Below are 21498 nucleotides of genomic sequence, written 5' to 3'. Positions count from 1 at the left end.
CTGCCAACCCCTTGCCCACACCGATGCTCGTTCGCCATGAATGCCCACCCCCTGCGCTCGAATGTCGAAGATTGAGCAAAGCCTATGGAGCGGCCAGGGTGGTCCTTGCCCAGCTCGATTTCATGCTCAACCCCGGCGAGTTTGTCGCCATCATGGGCGATTCGGGCGTCGGTAAATCGACGCTGCTTAATCTGATTGCAGGACTCGACGCGCCCGATAGCGGCGACGTCCTGATCGATGGCACGCTCGTTTCCGGTCTGGACGACGATGCGGCCACCCGTCTGCGCCGGCAAAAACTCGGCTTCGTCTTTCAGGCGTTCCATGTACTGCCGCATCTGACGCTCGCGCAGAATGTGGCGTTGCCGCTGCTGCTGAACAATCTGCCGCCGGCTCATGCGCTCGACATGCTCGCAGCGGTGGGCCTCGCCGGCCGCGGCGACGACTTCCCCCGCCAACTGTCCGGCGGCGAGTTGCAGAGAGTGGCGATTGCCCGCGCGCTGGTGCATCGCCCACGGCTGATTCTGGCGGATGAGCCGACCGGCAACCTCGACCCCGATACGGCCCACCAGGTGCTGACGCTGTTCCGCGCCCAGGCACACGCGAACGGCGCGGCGACGATGATGGTGACGCACTCCGAGGCTGCGGCGGCGGTCGCGGACCGTGTGCTGATTCTGAGCGACGGCGGCTTGCATGCCGCCGGGAACGGGAGCGTACGGCGTGTCCATTCGTCCCATGAGTGATGCCTCTGACTCGCCTGCACAGTCTGTGCGGGCGTCGGGCGGGCGGCGGCTGGCCCGCTGGCTGCTCGAAGCGGAATGGCGCAGCCAGCGCGGCCGCGCCATCGTCGCGGTGGCGACCATCGCGCTCGGCGTGGCGCTCGGTTACGCGGTGCAGTTGATCAACAGCGCGGCGTTCAACGAATTTTCGGCGGCGGCGCGCAGCCTCTCCGGCCAGGCGGATCTGCAGGTGCGCGGCGCCCAGCCCACCTTCGACGAATCGTGGTACCCGCGCCTCGCCAGCCAGGCGGGCGTCGCGTTGGCCAGTCCCGTTCTGGAGGTGGACGCCACCGTGCCGGACAAAAATGCGCCACTCAAGGTGCTCGGCATCGACGTGTTCAAGGCCAGCCAGATCGCACCGGATCTCGTCGGTGTGCCTGCCTCGCAAAGCCCCATGGATACGCTCGCCGACAACACCGTGTTTCTCTCCCCGGCGGCCCAGCAATGGTTGAATACGGGGATCGGCCAGCGCATCGCCTTGCTGAGCGGCACCACGAGCGTGCTGTTGCGGGTGGCGGGCGGCCTTGTCCGGGCGCGACCGGGGCAGCGTATCGCCGTGATGGATATCGCCGCGGCGCAGTGGCGCTTTCGACGGCTCGGCAAGCTCTCGCGGGTCGATCTAGAACTCGAGCGCGGCGTCGACCGGGAACGCTTCAAACGCGATCTGCAGGCGCAGCTCGGTAACCAACTTGTGGTCTCCGAAACACGCGACGTAGAAAGCCGCACTGACCGCCTGTCTCGCGCCTACCGCATCAACATGAATGTGCTCGCGCTGGTGGCGCTGTTTACCGGTGCGTTTCTGGTGTTTTCGACCCAGGCGTTGAGCGTTGTCCGGCGCCGCTCGCAACTGGCCATGCTGCGCGTGCTCGGCTTCACGCGTGGGCAGTTGCTGCGGCAGATTCTCATGGAGGGTGCGCTGCTCGGCGTGCTTGGATCGCTCGCGGGTCTCGCGCTGGGTTACGGACTGGCGAGCGCTGCGTTGAGGTTCTTCGGCAGCGATCTGGGCGGCGGTTATTTCCCCGGCGTGCGACCGCAGGTCGGTTTTGAACCGCTGGCTAGCGCAATTTTTCTTGTGCTGGGCACCACGGTATCCGTGCTTGGCAGTCTCGCGCCCGCGCTGGAGGCGGCCCGTGCTCGTCCTGCCGCCGCGTTGAAGGCTGGGAGTGAAGAAGGCGCGCTGGCGAGGCTCGCCACGCCGTGGCCTGCGCTTGGCTGCCTCGCAGTGGCTGGCGTGCTGACTCAACTGCCGCCGGTTTTCGATGCACCGATTCTCGGCTATCTCGCCGTCGCACTGCTGCTGGTCGGCGGCATTGCCTTGATGCCGCGTTGCACCGCCATCCTGTTCACGGCCATCGGCCGCTCGCGTACGGGGCGCGGCGCTGGGACCACCAGTGCACTGTCGCTCGCGCGGCTCGCCAATGCGCCCGGGCAGGCTTCGGTGGCGATGAGCGGCGTGCTGTCCAGCTTCGCGCTGATCGTCGCCATGGCGATCATGGTGGCGAGCTTTCGCGTTTCCGTCGATGAGTGGCTCGGGCATCTGCTCTCGGCCAATCTTTACGTTCGCGTCGCGCCGAACGGCGACACCGGCGTGCTGAACCTTGACGAGCAAGCGAAAATCGCCGCGACGGCCGGCGTCAAAAACGCCGCGTTCACCCGCACGTCGCAAGTGACGCTCGATCCGGCACGCCCCGCCATCACGTTGCTGGCCCGCGAGATCGACGCTGCCGATCCTGGCGCCAGTTTGCAGATGTCCGGACCGGTGCTGGGCGTCGCGGCGTTGCGCGGCGCGACGCCGGTGTGGGTCTCGGAGGCGATGGTCGATCTGTACGGATATCGACTCGGGCAGCGCGTCGAACTGCCGGTGGGCGGACACAATCAGGCGTTCGTCGTAGCAGGCGTATGGCGCGACTATGTCCGTCAAACCGGCGCAATCGAGTTGCGGCTTGCCGACTATCGAAGTATCACGCACGACACCGGCGCCACCGATGCGGCCATCACGGTCGCGCCCGGCGCAAGCGTCGAGCAGGTCATGTCCGCGTTGCGCGGCCTGCCCTTCGGCGATGCGTTGCAGTTTGCGCAGCCCGGCGAGATTCGCGCACGCTCGCTGACGATTTTCGACCGCAGCTTTGCCGTTACTTACCTGCTCGAAGCGGTTGCTATTGTGATCGGCCTGTTCGGCGTCGCGGCGACATTCTCGGCGCAGACGCTCGCCCGCTCGCGGGAGTTCGGCATGTTGCGGCATGTCGGCGTGACGCGGGTGCAGATACTCGCCATCCTCGCCAAGGAAGGCGGCTTGCTCACCGCACTCGGGATTGCGATGGGTTTTGTTTTGGGCTTCGCGATCAGCCTGATCCTCGTGTTCGTGGTCAATCCCCAGTCGTTTCACTGGAGTATGTCGCTGCATATGCCCTGGACCGTGTTGAGCCTGGTGGCAGCCGTGATGCTGGTCGCTTCGTGCGCAACGGCTGTGGTGGCGGGACGCCGGGCTGTCTCCGTCGATGCGGTGCGCGCGGTGAAGGAGGACTGGTGATGCGGTGGGCGAAAAATAGCTTGCTCCTCCCCTGGTCATGCATGGTTGCTCGCTTGTCGACACACATCGCAGTCCGAATCGTGTCAAAGGCGTCGCCTCTAGTCTGCCTCAGCGCGTTGACGATGTGCGTGCCGGCTATGGCAACGCCGCCGGAATTTGCGCAGGTCACACCTGGTCACCCGCTAGCGTTCCCCGCCGACACCGGCGCGCACCCTGGGTTTCAGACCGAATGGTGGTACGCCACCGGCTGGCTCACTACGCCGGACGGTCAGCCGCTCGGCTTCCAGATCACGTTTTTCCGCTCGGCTACCGGACACGACACAGCGGACCCGAGCGCCTTCGCCCCTTCGCAACTGATCATTGCGCATGCTGCGCTGAGCGATCCGGCGTTCGGCAGACTCGTACATGAGCAGAAGGTCGCACGACAAGGCTTCGATCTCGCCTTCGCCAAACCGGGCAATACCGACGTCAAGCTGGATGCCTGGAGGATGGTGCGTGCCGCCGACGGCCGCTACACGGTGAACGCACAAGCAGGCGAATTCGCGCTGAATCTGTCGCTCACGCCAACGCAGCCGCCGTTGCTCCAAGGCGAGCACGGCTACTCGCAAAAAGGACCGCTGTCTAACGAGGCGAGTTACTACTACAGCGAACCGCAACTGCGCGTAAGCGGCAGCGTGACGCGTCCAGCGCGCGCAGCGGGCGATTCCGGCGGCGCTTCGCGTAGTGATTCACACGGCGCAGAAGTGCCTGGCGGCACCACGCAGGTGAACGGCATAGCATGGCTCGACCACGAATGGTCCAGCACGCTCCTGAGTCCGGATGCCGCGGGATGGGACTGGCTGGGCGCCAATCTGGCGGACGGCTCTGCGCTGATGGCCTTCAAGGTCCGCGGCCGCAATGGCGGCGCCGTTTGGGCTCATGCGGCGCTGCGCGATGCCAGTGGGCGAATCACGGCGTTCGATCCCGCTCAGGTCGATTTCATCCCACTGCGGACGTGGCGCTCGCCGCGCACCAACACGCTTTATCCGGTGGCTGAGACGGTGAAGACCGGTTCGGTGACCTGGCAGCTCGAACCCCTGCTCGACGATCAGGAAATGGACACCCGCGATTCGACCGGTTCGGCTTACTGGGAAGGCGCAGTGACGGTGAAGCGCGGCGATCAGAACGTCGGGCGCGGGTATCTGGAACTGACCGGGTATCAAAAGCCATTCGGGCTTCAGAACCCGGCGAAAGCGGCCCGGTAGTGAGGGACGGTGGGGATTCGTGAAACATCCGCCTCGCCGTCTCACTGGTTCGTACATCAGCAATTGCTCTCGCTGTGCGTTCGGCAGTTAGGGCAAGCATGTGCGAGAAGCCTATCGCAGTACGGGTCACAAAGCTAGTGAGCCAATTTCTCGTACAGTGACCAGATAACGTCACCTTGGGGTATTGGCTTGAGTCCTGCACGTATGAAACCAAGCGACTCATAGTACGCGCATAGCTTCGTGTTTCCCGAGTCGCACTCAAGCCGAACAAAGCGCCGATTCAAGGCTGCAACCTTGCTCGCGCACCAATCGATGATCTGGCTGCCAAGTCCACGGCCGTTAAAACCGCGTCTCACAGAAATCCCGTGTACATACCCAGCGACTGGGTCTTGAGGCCCCCAGTACGTCTCGTCGTCCCAATCCAGAGAGAACGTCCCCACTAGCATGCCGTCCTGTTCGACAACGTACACCTCTCTTCGCGAGAGACTGGCTAGTACCCATCCTTCTGAAAATCCGTCTCCTTCCTTGCCCCATACATAATCGCAGTGCGCAAGCTTGTTTGCGTGTGCATCGTTCCGGATCTGTGTAAGAACCGGTACGTCCTCCGCGGTTGCTCTGCGAATGCTTTTCGAGGTCATCGCTTATATCTCCATTGATCGGTCCCGCGGCGTTCGTTTTGCAGCCAAAGCGGAGCATTTATTACAACGCCCTATCAACGACCGCCGCTAAAAACCTGACGAACTGACTCAGTGCGTAAAGCAGCCTTTCGGGTTTGTCCAAAGCGGTCATTCGATAGAATATCGTGCCATCGCCCCACGCCTGCCAGCACAGTGCCCCACCTAACAGGAAAATGAAAAAATGCACCCGTTCCCTGGTTGGAATTTGCAGCCACGTATCCATGCAGCAAAAGCACTCCTGATTCTTGCCTGCATCCTGGGCACGGCGACTGCGAGGGCAAATATCACATCGGCGCCGTCCTATGTGCCCGCGCAGAGTATTCCATGCAGCTACGGTCTGTCTACCGATGATCTGAAATCGGCAGGGCCCGCGTTGGAGCGAGTGCCGCGAGCCGACGTCGCGGTTCGGGTATCGATTGATGCAAGTGGACAGATCAGCGATGCCGTCGTGGAACAGTCGTCTGGCAATCCCGTGTTCGACAATCTCGCCCTTCAGGCATCGCGACGCGCCGACTGCAGGCCGTTTTCCGGCACAGATGGCAAGCCCGTTGCCGTTGAAACAAACTTCGTTTTCAATTTGCCGCGCCTGATCGTCAATCAAACTCGTGCCGACCAGGGCGAGGCGGCGGCCGCGAGCAATCCTGCTGCAGCGGGTAGTGTTCACCCGCCGTCTTTTCCTGTCGGCGCTGCCAGTCCGCCGCTTCTGGCAGCGGCGCTCCCATTTGAATTCGGGAAGCCGGTCGACACAACCGCGCTAGCCAGGGTCGGCATCCTTCCGGGCTCAACCAAGGCGAAGCTTCTTGAGGACTGGGCGAAAAACGTCGCATCCGATCCGGACATCAAGAATTATTTTTCCTCCGATAACAACCCGGCTACTGCGGGCTCATTTGCCGTGTCGCGCGCATTGGGCATGCTGGATGGGATGGCGAGAATCTCGCGGGAAGACCGTGAACGGCTGATGGACATGACGACGCGGGCTCTGGACAACGCGCCGTTAGATTGCGGTGGCATAAAGAATCTGCAACTGATTTCGAAGCGCTATCTGTCACTGGGAACGCAGAGCGATGAAGAGTTTCGCGCTCAACTGCAGGCAATGTTCGATCTGGTCAAGCAGTCAACCCAGAGCACCCCGCCACCACAGATCACCGCCGGGCAGCGGCTACAAGGCCAACTTGCACTCTCGGCGTCCATCTCGGACGCGCTGAAACGCGACCCTGGCGAGACAGAAGATCTCGGCGTCTTGATGATAGGCAGGCAGGCGGATCTTTCTCCTGCGGCGTGGTGCAAAGCCACGCGCATCTACCGGCGTGCCTTTGACGAAACGCCGCAACCGGCGCGCGATTGGGTCATGCTTGCCGAGCTCGAAAACCAGAGACGTGCTGCTTCCATGCTCATGAACGCGCTGAAGAACCTGGCATCGATGCCGCATGCTCCTCGGCAACCGGTCGCTGCGCCGAAGGTGCTCAACTATGCAGAAATGGTCGGGCGACGCATACGCCCCAACATCGTCTGGAATGGAAAGGTAAATAGTCTGGAAACGGTGGTCGAAGTCCATTGCGCAACTTCCGGCAACCTGGAGTCGGTGAAGATTGCCCGCTCCAGCGGCGATCAGGCCTGGGACCAGGCCGCTCTTGAGGCGGTCAGGCGCTCTGATCCAATGCCGCTGGACGAAAACGGTCAGGCACCCCCGTCCTTCATGATCACGCTCAGGCCCGGCGATTAATTGTGAAGTGCAGAGAGCCGGCTGGCAGCCGAGGAGCGCGGGTTCGGCATCGGCTAATGAATTGAATAGGCTTGACTGTGCTTGAGCATTGCGAATAGCGAGTTCCGAACGTCCCAACCAGGAGGCACTTTATCAACGATAAGGATTCGCAAAATAATGGCGCCACTTTACTTCAACAAAGGAGTGGTTCATGCGAGTTCTTATTGTTGGTGCAACTGGCACCGTAGGCAGCGCTGTGGCGCAAGCTCTGGTTGACCGTCAGCATGACGTGGTGAGGGTGGGCCGCACGAGCGGCGACTATCACCAGCGACGCAAGCGTCGATGCCCTGTATGGCAAAGTCGGACGCGGTGATGCGATCGTCTCGGCTGCAGGCGGACTCTTCCTGGGTCCGCTTCCAGAGATGCTCCCTGCGGATTTTAATGTTGGTCTTCAGGACAAACGGCTGGGCCAGGTCCGCCTCGCTTTGCTTGGTCAGCATGTGCTAAACGACGGCGGTTCGATCACCTTGACCACCGGCATTGATGAACCGATTCATCAAGGTGCAAATGCGATGGCGGTAAACGCCGCACTGGAAGGTTTCGTGCGAGGTGCGGCCGTTGAGCTACCGCGCGGACTCCGTATCAACGCAGTGAGCCCGACGATGCTGGTCGAGTCGTTGTCGAACTACGGGCGATTCTTCCCTGGATTCGACGCCGTACCTGCTGCACGCGTAGCGCAAGCATATGTGCGCAGTGTGGCCGGCCCACAGGCAGGGCGTATCTACCGCGTGTGGCAGTAACCTGCTTCGAAGCTTCATGACTAAGCGGTTCGGGTTGCAGGGTGCGCTGCTGCTCCAGGCCGCACTCGGACTTTCGCGATCGACCGTAGCCGACCCACAACGGTCTATGGATGTTCTTCAGAACGGTCATTCGATGACATCCCGAATTTAACCATTATGGCGTCCTACACTTCGATAGCATTAGAATCAACTCGGACAGACACTTCTGCACATCCAGCAGAACATCTCCCTTGTGCACCGCGCAATTCGCTTGAATAGACACGTCGTGAACGGTTTGGTATCCCTGTGCCAGGACGCCTCTCGACGTGAAGGTTGGGCAGAACAGCGATGCTCTCCTATGAGCATCCGGCTATGTTGAGTCTTGACTAGTCGCAGATCAGATTTTGCGCCTGCCTTAGCGTGCAATCGATGGCGGGTTGTAAGCGTTCGAGAAAGCGTGTCGATCTCGGTGCCTGTGCGAATGGCGCGTAAGACAAACTGGACGAATAACAAATGAAGCAATCCAAGCCGACAAATTGCATACGCGCCCTTTCAGCGCTGTTGGCTTCGATTACCTTGATCGGATGTACCGAGTTGTCGCCGCGCGACCCATATGCGCTGAAGCAAAGCCTAGCGCTTGAGCAGCAGCAAGATGCGCAGGCCGTGCAGGCCGCAACCCAGGCGACAGATCGCCGCGTGTGGTTTGCCGGTTTCGCCATGAACTCAACCTCCACCGCTTTTCAGAATGACATGGAGCTGGTTTCGAGCCGACTCTCTGAACTGGGCGGACCGGTGTTGAAGTACGAAGACAGCAACGGGAGGCAGACGGACAAGTTGCGTTTCCCGTTCGCGACTCCGGCGACGCTCGCCAGAGCAATACGGGAGATTTCCAGCCATGCCGGACCCGATGACATCGTGGTGGTTTTCATTTCCACGCACGGCAACCGGAAGATTCTCAGCGTGAATGCCGCGCACCAGGAGTTCAAGCCCATGACGGCCACACAACTGTCGGCCGCGCTCGCGCCTTTGGGCAATCGGCCGACGGTCGTGATACTCGCCGCCTGCTATTCTGGGTCGTTCCTACCGGAACTCCAGGGGGAACGGCGCATCGTGATCACGTCAGCGTCGGGCGAACGGGCGTCCTTCGGATGCAAGGCTGACAGTCGCAATACCTTTTTCACTGAGGAACTGTTTGCGAAGGGCTTCGATGTTTCGAAGTCGCTATCACAGATGATGGCAGAAACCAATGTGAGGGTGGCCCAACGTGAGCGCACGTTGAATCTCCCGAACTCTGAGCCACAGATGTCGGTGGGGCTGAAGCTGCGGTGGTTGGCGGAACGGCCTTTGAAAGACTGGTTTCAACCGGGCAAGGAAACCACGGACATGCCCCCTGCCGACCCCCTTACTTTGCTCGGAGATGACGGCAAAAACGCCTATCACGAATACCAGTCCAAACCCTTTCCGCGTGCGTTCGTCATTTCAAGCGGCGGAACTGGGCAATATGCTGTTGGCACAACATCACAAGACACTTCGCTACCTTCTGATCCTGCCGCGCGGGCGCTCGCGCTATGCAACCGACGCGGGCTTGCAGACTGCAGGCTTTACGCCGTCGATGACCGCGTGGTTTGGACCGGGCATTGACCTGACATCGCGATTGTCAAAGATCTTTGTGCAGTGGTCGAGTGTCCCTTTCTGGCCGCGTGACGTCTCATGCAATCGGCATACGCAGCTTCAACCGCGCCAGGCTGCGATCGGCAGCGCGCGACCCACAAGAGACATCCAGCTTTCTCAACTACGGACATCCGCGCAAGACGCCTGTTGCCACAACTTGCTTCGTTATGGAGAAACAACGTCAAGCTTTGCCATGACGCCGTCCGTATTGCTCAGTGTGCAATGTCTCCCGATCTCGACTACATTGGTCAGTATTGCGAACCTCAATTCATCATCGAACGAGATTTTTTTCGACGACATCCTATCGGCCTGAATGGCACCTTCTATAGTTTTATTCGTTACACCATCTGCCAACTGATTGACAGGCTCGCATTGGAGTCGAATTGGACTACCATAGAACACACCGTCAATGCCTTTGGTCGTATCGTCATCGATTCCTCGAAGAAAGATAATTCCTCCGATCCGAACGCTATAGACGTCATGCGAGAACATGCCCTGTGCATCACACAATTCATAGGAAGACGGGTTTCCATCAACTCCGTTCATCGTGTGGCATACGTTTTTTCCATTTTGTGCGGTCAGTAGTGGTTCAACGACGGGGGCATTACGTTTGTCGGTTTCCTTCCGTTGGGCTATCGCTTGATCTATTTTCTCTTTTTCTTGTGATGTAAGAGGTGTGATCGTAGCGACGTGTTTGGGCTTAATGTGCAAATCATAATGTTGATCAATAGGCCAATTCTTTTTTGCCTGCGCACAGGCGAGAGTCACTTCGGCACTAATCAATGAATCAGGTGGGACGTCGGCCATGTATTTTTGTACGGACTCGGGCATTGGAACGGACCTAACCAAGTCTCCATTCGCTCTTCTAGTATTCACTGCTAGAGAAGTGTATTTTCCATCATTGCAATCGATTAAATAATGAGCTTCACCAATCTGGAACACATAGTCAGTTGAAGGCTGCTGCGGTTTCTCGTAGGTGTCTCTTTCCCAAGCAGTGATTTGACCGTTGTCACCTTGCTTAACGGAGTTCAGATCCACTTCAGCTTTGGAAAACAGTGTTAAGGGGTATGGTGGTACCGCTTTGACCCACTGCGGTTGCGTGGTTTGTTGAGGATCGGCAGGGAGTGTCGATAGCGGATCAGCGGACTGTGCTGCTTGACTAATGCCACTGAGACATAGGAGGGCGATAGAGAACGTGATGCGGAAAATTGGCAGCTGCATTGTCGCCTTCATGATCGATGTTGGTGTCGGCAAGAATTATGAATTATGAATTGTGATTGGTCGAATCATACCTTCCGTTTCGGCCCTATCTCTGCAATTAACGGCATAATTTCTGAGCTCTTGAGCCGAATGAGATCGAAGTCACAACGCGAACTCGACGATCAAGCAGTGATGTTCAGAAGCATGGTCGAGCGGGAATTGATCCGATTGAGGTCCACACGCGCCCCATGATTGCGGAAATTGTTCGGAATTTAGCCGACGACGCTGGATGACCGGTCATGGCCGCACTTCGTCCCTCGGTCGAGGTCGACGATCATCTCGGGCACGCGTCTCATGCAAAAGGCATGGCACGATCTGAAACGGTCACCTGATGCGTCCACGCGCGGGCTTTTTGGGAGTGGCGAAGGTCAAGTTTCTGCGGAATTTGTCGAAAACCCATTGAGACATAATTCCTCCACGAACACGGCTTGAGGGGTGCATATAGGTATGAGCGCCGTCTGAACTCGACCGGTTGAGCCACCCTTGATCCAGTATATGATTTCAAAGACCGACTTCCTCCGCCGCTGGCGCATCGCTTTCGTGCCGTTATCGTTCGCCATTGCTGGCTTATCCGGGAACGCAATCGCGATGAACTGGGTTCCGGTGCCGACGGATGCCATGTCCACGTACCTGCCGGAATCGGCCATTCGTATCGGTGACGATATCTACCTCGTCGAACAGGGTCCGGTCTATCGTATGGAGCACGGCGGGGCAGTCCGCGACGATACGATGCAATCAACGTCGGTCGAACAGATCGATTGCGCAGCACAACGTGAACGAACGTTGCTGATCGATACCTATCAAGGCAACAGATTCCTCCGGCTTTTCGAAAGCGCGTCCAGATCCTACAGGCAAGCGGTGTATCGGTCGGAAAGCGAGGGCTCGCCTGGACTTGTGCGTCTGAGGGCAATATGCGCCTTACCTCTGTATCGAGAGCGTCTCGTGAACATCGGCAGAGGAGGTGGAGATGCGCTGTTTCAGATCGATACGCGCAGCGTGCGCGATTCAGGAAAGGTAAGAACGGTTTGGGCGCGCATCGACTATCCGAAGATCACGCTCAATCCGCCTTATGGCGCCCCGTATGATTCAATTCGCGAATCGATCGCTCTCGATTGCGCAGCCGGGAACGCGCAAGTGCTGATTCGCTACTACTTTTCACCTGAGGGCGGCATTACTGACGCGACGAAAGTACTCGATCAACCGCCGCCCTCCTCTCCCATTGAGTCCGACCCGTTGTTTGTACAGGTCGCGCATGCCGTGTGTGGCGCGCCAATCGATCCCGAGCACTTCTCCGGCCCGATCGGTGGCAGCGTTATCCGCGTGAAGTCGCAAACCCCTGAGATGCCCGCCATCGAAGTCGGCCCGATACCCGACGACGTGCGCACTGCAGCGGACGCATTCAGTCAGGCGCTGCCCGGTGTCGCACGCTTTTCAAAAGCAACCGTGACGCTAACCAGTTCTTCATCCCAGTTTCCTCAAACCCAGGACGTGATCGAATTGCAACCGCAGCAGGACGGTACAACGCTGTTGCGAGAGTCGTATCACTACTTTTACGTCGACCGCGCTTCCGTCGGTGGGTTTGCTCAACTTGGCTCAAGAATGATCAATAACACGCCGGAGATCGGCGGAAGCCTAACCGAACAACTTAGCACGGCGATATCGACGTTTGCTGAAGGCGCTACTTTCAACTATCGAAGCAGCACGAGAGGCTCGCAGCCAGGCGGGTTGGTCAACCACGATGAGACGACGTGTCGGATCGGAAAACCGCTGGATGCTTCAACGCTGAATGCTGCCCTTCCGGGCCGTGCATGGCCGATCGATTGTATGGCGGGCGACCACTCGACGCGGTCGGGCTACTACGTGGAGACGCTTCGTTTCTTCCTCGTCACGGAAAGCGAATCGAATAGCTACGGTAAGCGGATCAGCCATATCGATGCCGTATCGATCGAGCAATGAGATGCGGGTTGAGCACACCTCTATACGTCAGACCGGCCGATCGACATCGCAGCAGCGTGCCGCATCAAAGACCCGCCAGCGTGCTCCACAACCGTGCCTTCAAAGTGCGGGCGGCATCGTCCGAGTCCTCGTAGGGCTGTGCCTGCACAGTCACCAGGCGCCAGAACGAGGAGCCGATATGACGCAACTCCACGTGGGTTCTCGTGGCCGGGAACGCGATCAGATGCCCGTCGGCCGACCAGCTTTCGTGGCCGTCGATCGTCTCCCGATTGCCGGGTGCGCCGAGCGGCATCGTCGCGGCGTTGTTGTGCAGATACGCCGGAATGTACTTGTCGAACCCTACGTCAGGCAGATCCTCCCGTGCAAAGACAATCGCAGCGCGCCCGGATCCCTCGGTAAAGGTATAGATCGGTTGTCCCTTGTCGCTTTGCGTCACCGCCAGCGTCCAGATGCTGTCTATGTTGACGCTGGCGTGGCTGACCGGGTTGGTCCATGCGAATGAGGCGCCGGTCGACTGCGCGACGTCGCTCGCCAATTGTGGCGCGGCTTGACGATGCGAGGCGTGCCATATCCAGAACGCGCACAGGAGAGCGACGAGGGCTGCGGCGAACATCGTCTTGCGCGACAGGCCCCCTGGGTTCGAAGCCGCGTGATAGGCGGCCGCCGCATCGTATGCCGTCCGTCCGTTCCCATTGAATCCCGGTTCCTGACGGCCCATATCGAAGGGCCAGGATGCTGCACTTGCGCTGCCGTTGTCCGTTGCAAAGGCGTTCGGCGCCGGCCCCTGCACTTTCGGGTCGTCCTGCTCGCGCGCCGCGAGTTCCCGGTCGTAGGCGGCCCGCCGGTCCGCGTCGCCTAACACCGTGTAAGCCTCGTTGATGATGCGCATGATCCGCTGCGCATCCGGACTGTCGTTCTTGTCGGGGTGGTAACGCTGGCTCAAGGCCTTATAGGCGGCCCGAATCACCTCAGCCGGTGCGCCGCGTGTGACCTTGAGATTGTCGTAATGGGTGTGCATGTGCTTTCCATATGGACTTGCCCCCTTATCGACAGAATATCGGCTCAAAAACAGAATTCTTTAGCCTTAGGGATACGCTAGAGCCGGCGCCTCCGCAATCCTCTCCGCCACCAACCTCCCCCAAAAACCCGCACGCAGCACGACAACGTTTGCGCAATCCCCGCCCCAGCGAACACACCATAAATTTCACCTCCGCAGCAGGTAAATCATTGAAATTACACTGAAGATGTTCCGCGAGATGCCGTTATAAGAGGGTTATATCCCATTCCAGGCAAGGAGCACTGATGGACTCGGTAGCTCGAATAAAGGGGGCCTTCACGGTGGACGGGACCGACCCGGAGCTAGTCCGCTCGCAGATGCTGGCGTTCGGCCGCCAGATCCCCTTGCTCTACTTCATGCTGGTGGTCAATACGCTGGCCGTGGCTGTCACGCACATCTCTTGCGCGCCGGCATGGCTCGTCATCTATTGCCCGCTTGCGTTGTGCTCGGCCTGCGTGATCCGTTGCGCCCGCTGGTGGCGGTTTCGGCACGTGACACTCACCCATGAGCAAGCGGTCCCGGAACTGCGCAAAACCTTTTGGCTCGCCTGTGCCTTCGGCGTCGGCTTCACCGCCTGGTCGCTTCTGCTGTTCCCCTACGGCCCGGCCTACGAGCAGGCGCAGGTCGCGTTTTATATGGCCACCACCGTGGTGGGCTGCGTGTTCTGCCTGATGCATCTGCGTGCCGCGGCGCTGGTGCTGCTGACGATCGTGATCGGCTCCTTCACGATCTTCCTGATTGCGGTCGGGCGTCCGGTCTTCATCGCGATGGCCGTGGATATGCTGTTCGTCGGCGTCGCCCTCGCCTTCATCGTCCACCTCTACTACCGTAACTTCGCGAGCCTCGTCTCGTCGAAGCGCGAGCTGCTGCTGAGCCACTCCACCACCCAGAAACTCAGCGACGATAACTTCCGGCTCGCCAACATCGACAGCCTGACAGGCCTGCCGAACCGGCGCAGTTTCTTCTCGTCGCTGAACGCGCTCGCCGAGCAAGGCACGGGCGACACCGCCAACTTCCACATGGGCCTGATCGACCTCGACGGTTTCAAGCAGGTCAACGACATCTACGGCCATTCGAGCGGCGACCTCGTCCTCAAGGAGGTCGGCGCGCGACTCCTGACGCTGGCCGATCCGGCGATTTTCTTCGCGCGGCTAGGCGGCGACGAATTCGGCATCATCATTCAGCGGCGCCTCAGCGAAGACGAACTCGACCGTCTTGGCCAGACGCTCTGTGACCGGCTCAGCCGTCCCTATATGGTCGGCAACAATACGGCCGAGCTCTCCGGCACGGTCGGCTGGGCGGGTCTGCCGCCGGCCAGCGTAAGCGTGGCCGAGATGTTCGAACGTGCGGATGCGGCGCTCTACGTTGGCAAGGAGAGCCGGCGCGGCACCGCTGTGGTGTTTTCCGCCGAGCACGAACACCGCGTGCGGCGCGCCAGTCTCGTCGCCCAGGAGCTGAAGGCCGCGCATCTCGACGCCGAGCTGTATCTGGAGTTTCAGCCCATCTATGACGTGGTCAACCGCTGCGTGGTCGGCTTCGAGGCGCTGGGCCGCTGGCGCAATCCGAAGCTCGGCCAGGTGGGACCGGAAGAGTTCATCCGCATTGCCGAGCGCACCGACCTGATACGCGTCGTCACCGAGGTGCTGTTGCGCAAGGCGCTTGCCGAGGCCGCCAACTGGCCGCCGCACATCTATCTGTCGTTCAACCTTTCCGCGCTCGACATCTCATCGGTGCCACGCGCACGGCGACTGCTGGAGATCGTGCAGGAAAGCCCCACCGAAGCCGAGCGGGTGCACTTCGAAATCACCGAGACGGCGGTGACGCGCGACTTCAGGCAAGCGCGCGCATCGCTGTCGCTCATTAAGCAGATCGGCTGCCATGTCTCGCTCGACGATTTCGGCACCGGCTATTCGAGTCTAAGCTACGTGCACCGGCTGCCCTTCGATACGATCAAGATCGATCGCAGCTTTGTCGCCGAAGTCGATACGGACGTGGCGTCCGGCAAGATCATCAAGTCGGTGATGGACCTGTGCCGCAACCTCGAACTCGAGTGCGTGGTGGAAGGCGTGGAAACCGAATCGCAATGCGAGATCCTCACCTCGCTGGGCGGATGCGTGATGCAAGGCTATCTGTTCGGCAAACCGATGCCGGCCCACGCGATGCCGTCGTTCCAGCTCAACGCAGTTTGAGGGAGGCGGGTTTGAGTTGGGGCTGACCGTGCCGGCTCGCTATGCCTCTTCAGCGTCTGCCCCGACCCACGCCCTGACTTCGTCCGACGATGCTCCTGCCGTTTCGGACAAGGACAGCCACAGCGCGCCACTCCCGACGTACCCTAAAGGTCTGCCGTTCACCGCGCTTTCCGGCATGGTGCGCGAGTTCCCGGGCACGATCTGGAGGGACTCATGACCATTCACGCTGACCCGCCTGCACTTTTCAACGCTTCGCGCTACCGTCCCCCACGCATCGCCGTCATCGTTGCCACCAAAGGCCGCCCTGCGGCTACGCCGTGGGTCCTGGCGTTGCTAGCGCGGCAGACGGTGCGCCCCGATCTGGTGATTTTTTCGGCCTCGCAGGAGGCGGATGTGGGTGCCTGCGAAGGCGAGACGCTCACGGTGCGCCGCCTGTACGGGCCGCCGGGATTGCCCACCCAGCGCAATCGTGGCATCGACGCATTGCCGCCTGAGATCGACTATGTCGTGTTCTTCGACGACGACTTCGCACCCGGGCGCCACTGGATCGAACAGTGCCGGCAGGTGTTCCATTCACAGCGCGCGGTGATCGGCCTGTCGGGCCGCACGCTCAGGGACGGCGCCGCCGGGCGGCCGGTCTCGTGGAGCGAAGCGTTCGATATCGTCGGCCGCGCGGAAGACGAAGCTGTCGAGCCGGTTTCGCTCGACGCCTGCAATTCGCTCTATGGCTGCAATATGGCCTATCGCGTCGACGCGATTCGCGGCGTCAGATTCGACGAACGGCTGGTGCTATATGGGTGGCTTGAAGATCAGGACTTCTCGCGAAGACTCGTGGTGGCCGACCGGGGAGAACTGGTGCGTTGCCATCAGATGCTCGGCGTCCATCTCGGACTGTCGGGCGGCCGCGTGTCGGGCAGGAAGTTCGGCTACTCGCAAGTCGCCAATGCGATCTACCTGTATCGCAAGGGCGTGTTGTCGCGCAAGGAGGCCGCGAGCAATATTTTCCGCGCCATCAGCGTCAACTTTGTCAAATCGATGAAACCCGAGCCGCACCTGGACCGACGCGGCAGGCTGATCGGCAATTTCATCGGCGTCGCCGAAATCTGCTCGGGGTCTGTCAATCCGGAGCGGGCCGCGCGGCTTTAGCGCTTGATGCCGCTGCATATCGCTGAACGCATTTCAGCGGCCGTGTTGGCCGTTTTTCGGGCACTGTCGTGCCGCCTCTTACCTGACCATTTTGTCATCCGGGCGTCAGCATTGCGACACCACCACACTCGTAGACTGGCATGGCGTTGTGGAGACCGAAATTCGGCCTGCTTCATGCAACGAGCCGAAGTCCTAACGTCCTTCCTCCAGGAGTCAATGATGAACCGAATCGCCTATATTGCAGCAGCCGTCTCGGTGATGGCTTGCGCAGCCCCCGTCTTCGCGCAGGATGTCCCGACCACGCCTCAACAAGCCGCGCCTGTCATGAACGACAACGCTAATGCCAATAACGCCGCCAACAGCGGCGTTGGCATGGACACCAGCGGGCAAACGGCCGCCGGCTCGCCGGCCGAAGAAACCCGCCAGGACGTGGAGCAGCAGTTGTATCAGGCGGAGACCGACGGCCAGATCAAGACCCTCGATCGGACCGTCTACAACGGCAATTGAGTGGCTGTCTGATTCGTGCCGAATGCGCACCGGGCGATGCGACCGGTGCGCGCCGTTGCCTCGCAGCACGTCGCGCGCCGTTCCTCTGCACACAACGTGCCGCTCAGTTTGACGAGTTCGCGCGCAAGCTGGGCCATACCAGCGTGAATTTGACTCCGCCGCGTGCGGGAACATAGAGATCGCGGCTGCGCTGTGCGCCGTCGAGGCTGGCCGTCAGCCTATAGTGCCCCTGCGGCAACCGCGCAAACAGATAGGGTCCATCGGACGTCGCACTGAACACAACCGTGCCGTCCGATCTCGCCACCTGCACTACGACCCCCGACAGATACTCGCCCGACCCGGTCGTAAACGTTGCCCGCATGTTGTAACCGGACGCGAGGCCGCGAAACGCGGCCACTTCGTCCTGCCCCACGCCGCCTGTCACATAAGCAATGCCGTGGTCATGGGCGACCGGAATGTCGCCGGCTGCCGCGTTGCGCGCGGGCGAGTCCTCGGCCGGCTCGCTGGGCGCCGGCATGGTTTGCGCAGCCAGGATGGGCGGAGACGCCACATGCGTTGGCGGTGTGTGGCTCGCAGGCTCATGAGGCGGCGGTTCATGCTGCGTCAGTTGATGCGGCGGCTTGCGTTCGGGCGTCTGTCTGGCTGGAACCGGTGCCGGAACTGGCGGGGACACGGCAGCCGGCGCGGCCGCTTGCGCCGCAGTCTGCGCCGACCTGGTAGCCCGCGGCCGGCCCGCGCCGGATTCGCAACTTAATCCAGGGATGCTGCCGCCCCCATTCGCAGGACGCCCTTCGAGCACCCATCCGGGCAAAGGCACCCCTTGCCCCTTCGCTCGCGGCATCAACGTATCGCGCATCCGCGCGGCGACTGCGTTGCGCTCCTGAGGCGTCGACGCCCGATGCATTTGTGTACAGAAATCGATCCGCTCGTCGTCGCTGAGCAGTTGCGACGGCACTGCCTCAGACTGGCTTGGCCTCCGCTGCGCCTGCACGTTCAAGGCCATCGCCGCGACGCCGCACACGAACGCCCACCGCATGGTCTTCGGCAAAGCGGAAAACGTAGGGGACATCGGTACCTCCGTAGCTATCTCGGGAGCGCGGCGTCAGGTCGAATTGGGGAGCGTCTCAGAGCGCTTCGCTTAACTTCTTACGAGCAACGGCGGCAGGTGTGGTCTTGCGGGGATAAGTTGTGGGCGGAATAAAACCCAATCGCAGTGTAGCAAACCCGTTTAGGTCCAATACGGCCCGTGGGACATGCCGGTTAGTCGATCTCCGCCATGTTCCAGTATGTTCGAGCCGTTTGCGTGGATCGAGGCTGCGGCTTCGCACGATGCGTCGCGCGAAGTCGCACCCTACCCGGCGCTGCCAGCCACTCGCGCCGCGAGTTTGGCGTCGTAGCTCGAATGCACGTGTACGCGCTTTTGCTCCGGATACGCATAGGTATAGGCTTTACGCAGCGCTAGCGATGCCTCGTGGAAGCCGGACAGAATCAGCTTCTGCTTGTTCGGATAGTTGGCGATATCTCCTACCGCAAAGATGCCGGGGCGCGAACTTTCGTAGTTCGACGTATCGACGTCGACACGCCCCGCGTGCAGGCTCAAGCCCCATTCCGCGATCGGCCCGAGGTCCGCAACGAGTCCGTACAGCGCCACGACGTGCTCGGCCTCGATCTGCGTGGCGCCGCCTATCTGGCGAATCTCGAGCGATTCGAGCTTGCCGCCCGGCGCATGCAAACCGGCGATCGCGCCGACCATGAAGCTCATCTCGCCGGCCTCAACCGCGCGCCGCATCTTCTCCACGCTCGAGTCCACGGCGCTGAAACCATTGCGCCGATGCACGAGCGTCAGTTTGCCCGCCACCGAGCGCAGGGCCAGCGCCCAATCGAGTGCGGAGTCCCCGCCTCCGGCAACGACCACATTCTTGCCGGCGAAGTCGGCCAGGTTGCGCACGCTGTAATGCACGTGCCGTCCTTCCAGCGGCGCGGCTTCTTCCAGCATGAGGCGTTGCGGCGCAAACGCACCGTTACCGGCCGCCAGCAGGATCGCGGCCGCATCGAACTCGAGACCCTGGCTCGTCTTCACTGTCCAGCGGCCGTCGTCGCGCTGCTCGACGCTATCGACGCGCTCACCGAGGTGGATCGGCACGTCGAAAGGCCGGCATTGCTCCAGCAAACGCTCGACCAGATCGCGAGCGGTGCAGGAGGGAATCGCGGGAATATCGTAGATCGGCTTGTCCGGATACAGCTCGATGCATTGGCCGCCCACCTCGTCGAGCGCGTCGACGATATGGCACGACAGGCCGATCACGCCCGCCTCGAACGCAGCAAACAGGCCGACCGGCCCGGCGCCGACAATCAGCACGTCGGTGCGCAAGACACCCTCGGCTTGCTGCGGCGTTGATGGTACCTGTGAGGTATCTGGCGGCGGTGCGGCTTCGGAAGTCATTCGGCGTCCTTGAGGTTGGACGCGCTCGCGGGGGAAAGATGCACAAAACCAGGCACAGAACCTGGCCCCACCGAGCGCGCATGGTTTAGCCACCATACAGACTCCGCCGCACCGCCGCAACGATGACACCACGAGCGGTGTGGGCAGCCCCACCCGCACCGCTGCCAGTCTTTAGAATTGATGCATGATGCCGACGTACGCGCCCGTCTGCGACTCGCCCTGCAGCGGACTCGTGCTCGAGGTGCCCTCGCGCGGATTGGCAAGCAGCGACAAATTGGCCTGCTTGCTGTTGTCCACGTAGGCGAGCGTGCCGTACAGGAAGGTCCGCTTGGTCAGGTTGTAGGTGGTGCCAAGCGTGTACATGGTGGCGTGACCGGACGGATCGTGCGTTGCATCGCCACCGCCGTCGCCGATGTCCACGTAGAAGCCTGCGGCTGTCACGGCCCAGGCCGGATTCACCGAATAGGTCGCACCGAGCCAGTAGTAGTTGGCGCTATCCGCGAGTCCGGCCGGTGTATCCGGCGCCGAGTAGTGCGTATAGGCGCCCTGGATCTTGATCGAATCGAAGTGCACGTTTGCGCCGATAAAGAACTCGCGCGAGCTGCTGAAGATATTCGTGAACTGCCCGTTGTTATCGCGCAGTTCGTCGTAAATGCCGCGCACGTCGAACAACTGCGAGTGATACGAGAGCATCACGCCGTCCGAGCGGCCGAATTCGCCGGGCGCGCCGTTGTTAAAGCCGTTCGGTTGATTGCCGAAGGCGTACTGGCCTTGCACGTCGAAGCCGCCGAATACCGGGCTGTGATATTCGATGTTGTTGCTGGTCTGCTGCCAGTTGCGCCCGCGCACGAGCGAGGCCGACGAAAACGCCTGCTGCACCATCGGGTCGAATTCCCACACGCCGTCACTGTCGATAAACAGATTGCGGCCGGCCTGCAGCGTGCCCCACTGATTGTCTTTCAGCCCGACAAACGCCCGGCGCGAAAACATCCGGCCGCCACTCGTCGTGCCGTTCATGGCCTGCAAACCGGTCTCCAGGGTGAAGATTGCATTGAGGCCGCCACCCAGATCCTCATTGCCCTTGAAGCCCAGCATGCTGGTGCCCCAGTCGCCGCCTTCGCCGCTCCAACTGGTCGCGGTGCCGCCATTGGCGGTACTGACGTGGTTCAAATACTGGACGCCGGCGTCCAGACGGCCGTAAAGAACGACGCTGGATTGTGCATGTGCGAGAGGGCTTGCCACCAGCAAGGTGGCCATTAGTTTTGTACGTAGTCTCATTGTTGTGCCGAATGCCATATCGTGGTTTCGCCCGCATGTGGGCCGTCTTTTGCGACGCTGGATACGCTGACTGCAAATGAAACCGTGGACTGCGCCACGCAACACCGGGCGCACCCGATTAAGGCTTGATAATAGTTGGAACAGCTTGAAGCGATGACCGAATTACGGTTTGTTTTAAAACATATGCGACCGCGTTCGCACTATAGGTGATGCGACTTTGACCGTATATTTCGTTTATCGCAATTACTATTTGCCGATGTTGCACTCGACGCGCGCCGCAAGT

General features: G+C 60.8%; 15 protein-coding genes and 1 pseudogene. 10 read left to right on the top strand and 6 right to left on the bottom strand.

The annotated features are described in order from the left end of the window. Nucleotides 1–23: 23 nt before the first annotated feature. The 3 genes from BLQ92_RS31940 (at nt 24) to BLQ92_RS31930 (ending at nt 4550) form a co-directional block, all read left to right on the top strand. The gene (locus BLQ92_RS31940) at nt 24–740 is read left to right on the top strand and encodes an ABC transporter ATP-binding protein (protein ID WP_090691947.1); all 717 of its coding nucleotides are present in this window, start codon (nt 24–26) and stop codon (nt 738–740) included. Continuing rightward, a complete protein-coding gene (locus tag BLQ92_RS31935) occupies nt 733–3306 on the top strand; it encodes an FtsX-like permease family protein (protein ID WP_090691944.1) in 2574 nt (857 codons plus the stop codon). Before BLQ92_RS31940 ends, BLQ92_RS31935 begins: the two co-directional genes overlap by 8 nt. A 137-nt stretch (nt 3307–3443) precedes the next feature. Beyond that, entirely contained in the window at nt 3444–4550 is a 1107-nt protein-coding gene (locus BLQ92_RS31930; RefSeq protein ID WP_425194983.1) for a lipocalin-like domain-containing protein, read from the top strand. Nucleotides 4551–4684: 134 nt separating this feature from the next. Here BLQ92_RS31930 and BLQ92_RS41190 read toward each other — a convergent pair whose 3' ends face one another. Further along, the gene (locus BLQ92_RS41190) at nt 4685–5188 is read right to left on the bottom strand and encodes a GNAT family N-acetyltransferase (protein WP_090691940.1); all 504 of its coding nucleotides are present in this window, start codon (nt 5186–5188) and stop codon (nt 4685–4687) included. A 220-nt stretch (nt 5189–5408) separates the two neighbouring features. Here BLQ92_RS41190 and BLQ92_RS31920 point away from each other — a divergent pair, with 220 nt between their 5' ends. The 3 genes and pseudogenes from BLQ92_RS31920 (at nt 5409) to BLQ92_RS31910 (ending at nt 9349) form a co-directional block, all read left to right on the top strand. Further along, a complete protein-coding gene (locus tag BLQ92_RS31920) occupies nt 5409–6950 on the top strand; it encodes a TonB family protein (protein WP_090691936.1) in 1542 nt (513 codons plus the stop codon). A 190-nt stretch (nt 6951–7140) separates the two neighbouring features. Further along, nucleotides 7141–7729, top strand: a pseudogene (locus BLQ92_RS31915) (short chain dehydrogenase). A 492-nt stretch (nt 7730–8221) separates the two neighbouring features. Beyond that, nucleotides 8222–9349: a C13 family peptidase gene (locus tag BLQ92_RS31910; protein ID WP_090691933.1), complete on the top strand. Its 1128-nt coding sequence runs from the start codon at nt 8222–8224 to the stop codon at nt 9347–9349. Between the two features lie 195 nt (nt 9350–9544). Here the strand turns inward: BLQ92_RS31910 and BLQ92_RS39670 are convergent, their stop codons facing one another. Then, complete coding sequence (locus tag BLQ92_RS39670; protein ID WP_143016713.1) at nt 9545–10600, bottom strand: surface-adhesin E family protein; 1056 nt, start codon at nt 10598–10600, stop codon at nt 9545–9547. Nucleotides 10601–11134: 534 nt separating this feature from the next. Between BLQ92_RS39670 and BLQ92_RS31900 the strand changes: the two genes are divergently transcribed. Then, a complete protein-coding gene (locus BLQ92_RS31900) occupies nt 11135–12595 on the top strand; it encodes a surface-adhesin E family protein (RefSeq protein ID WP_090691926.1) in 1461 nt (486 codons plus the stop codon). 64 nt (nt 12596–12659) lie between these two features. Here the strand turns inward: BLQ92_RS31900 and BLQ92_RS31895 are convergent, their stop codons facing one another. Then, entirely contained in the window at nt 12660–13613 is a 954-nt protein-coding gene (locus BLQ92_RS31895; RefSeq protein WP_090691922.1) for a J domain-containing protein, read from the bottom strand. A 284-nt stretch (nt 13614–13897) separates the two neighbouring features. On the opposite strand from BLQ92_RS31895, the gene BLQ92_RS31890 reads away from it, so the two are divergent. The 3 genes from BLQ92_RS31890 to BLQ92_RS31880 all read left to right on the top strand — a co-directional run bounded on the left by BLQ92_RS31890 (nt 13898) and on the right by BLQ92_RS31880 (nt 17494). After that, the gene (locus BLQ92_RS31890; protein WP_090691918.1) at nt 13898–15841 is read left to right on the top strand and encodes a putative bifunctional diguanylate cyclase/phosphodiesterase; all 1944 of its coding nucleotides are present in this window, start codon (nt 13898–13900) and stop codon (nt 15839–15841) included. A 213-nt stretch (nt 15842–16054) separates the two neighbouring features. Continuing rightward, nucleotides 16055–16987: a glycosyltransferase family 2 protein gene (locus tag BLQ92_RS31885; protein WP_090691913.1), complete on the top strand. Its 933-nt coding sequence runs from the start codon at nt 16055–16057 to the stop codon at nt 16985–16987. 219 nt (nt 16988–17206) lie between these two features. Next, nucleotides 17207–17494 carry a hypothetical protein gene (locus BLQ92_RS31880; protein ID WP_090691909.1) on the top strand — a complete coding sequence of 96 codons (288 nt, stop codon included), beginning with the start codon at nt 17207–17209 and terminating at the stop codon, nt 17492–17494. 103 nt (nt 17495–17597) lie between these two features. Here BLQ92_RS31880 and BLQ92_RS31875 read toward each other — a convergent pair whose 3' ends face one another. From BLQ92_RS31875 to BLQ92_RS31865, 3 genes are all read right to left on the bottom strand, one after another. Continuing rightward, the gene (locus tag BLQ92_RS31875) at nt 17598–18563 is read right to left on the bottom strand and encodes a carboxypeptidase regulatory-like domain-containing protein (RefSeq protein ID WP_090691905.1); all 966 of its coding nucleotides are present in this window, start codon (nt 18561–18563) and stop codon (nt 17598–17600) included. 282 nt (nt 18564–18845) lie between these two features. After that, nucleotides 18846–19937: an NAD(P)/FAD-dependent oxidoreductase gene (locus BLQ92_RS31870; RefSeq protein WP_090691890.1), complete on the bottom strand. Its 1092-nt coding sequence runs from the start codon at nt 19935–19937 to the stop codon at nt 18846–18848. Nucleotides 19938–20108: 171 nt separating this feature from the next. Then, a complete protein-coding gene (locus tag BLQ92_RS31865) occupies nt 20109–21215 on the bottom strand; it encodes a porin (protein WP_244106546.1) in 1107 nt (368 codons plus the stop codon). Nucleotides 21216–21498 lie beyond the last annotated feature (283 nt).

The organism is Paraburkholderia phenazinium (assembly GCF_900100735.1).
In the GTDB taxonomy this organism is placed as follows: Bacteria; Pseudomonadota; Gammaproteobacteria; order Burkholderiales; family Burkholderiaceae; genus Paraburkholderia; species Paraburkholderia phenazinia.
The sequence above is the reverse complement of the archived record's forward strand: the minus strand, read 5'-3'. Positions and strand labels throughout refer to the sequence as shown.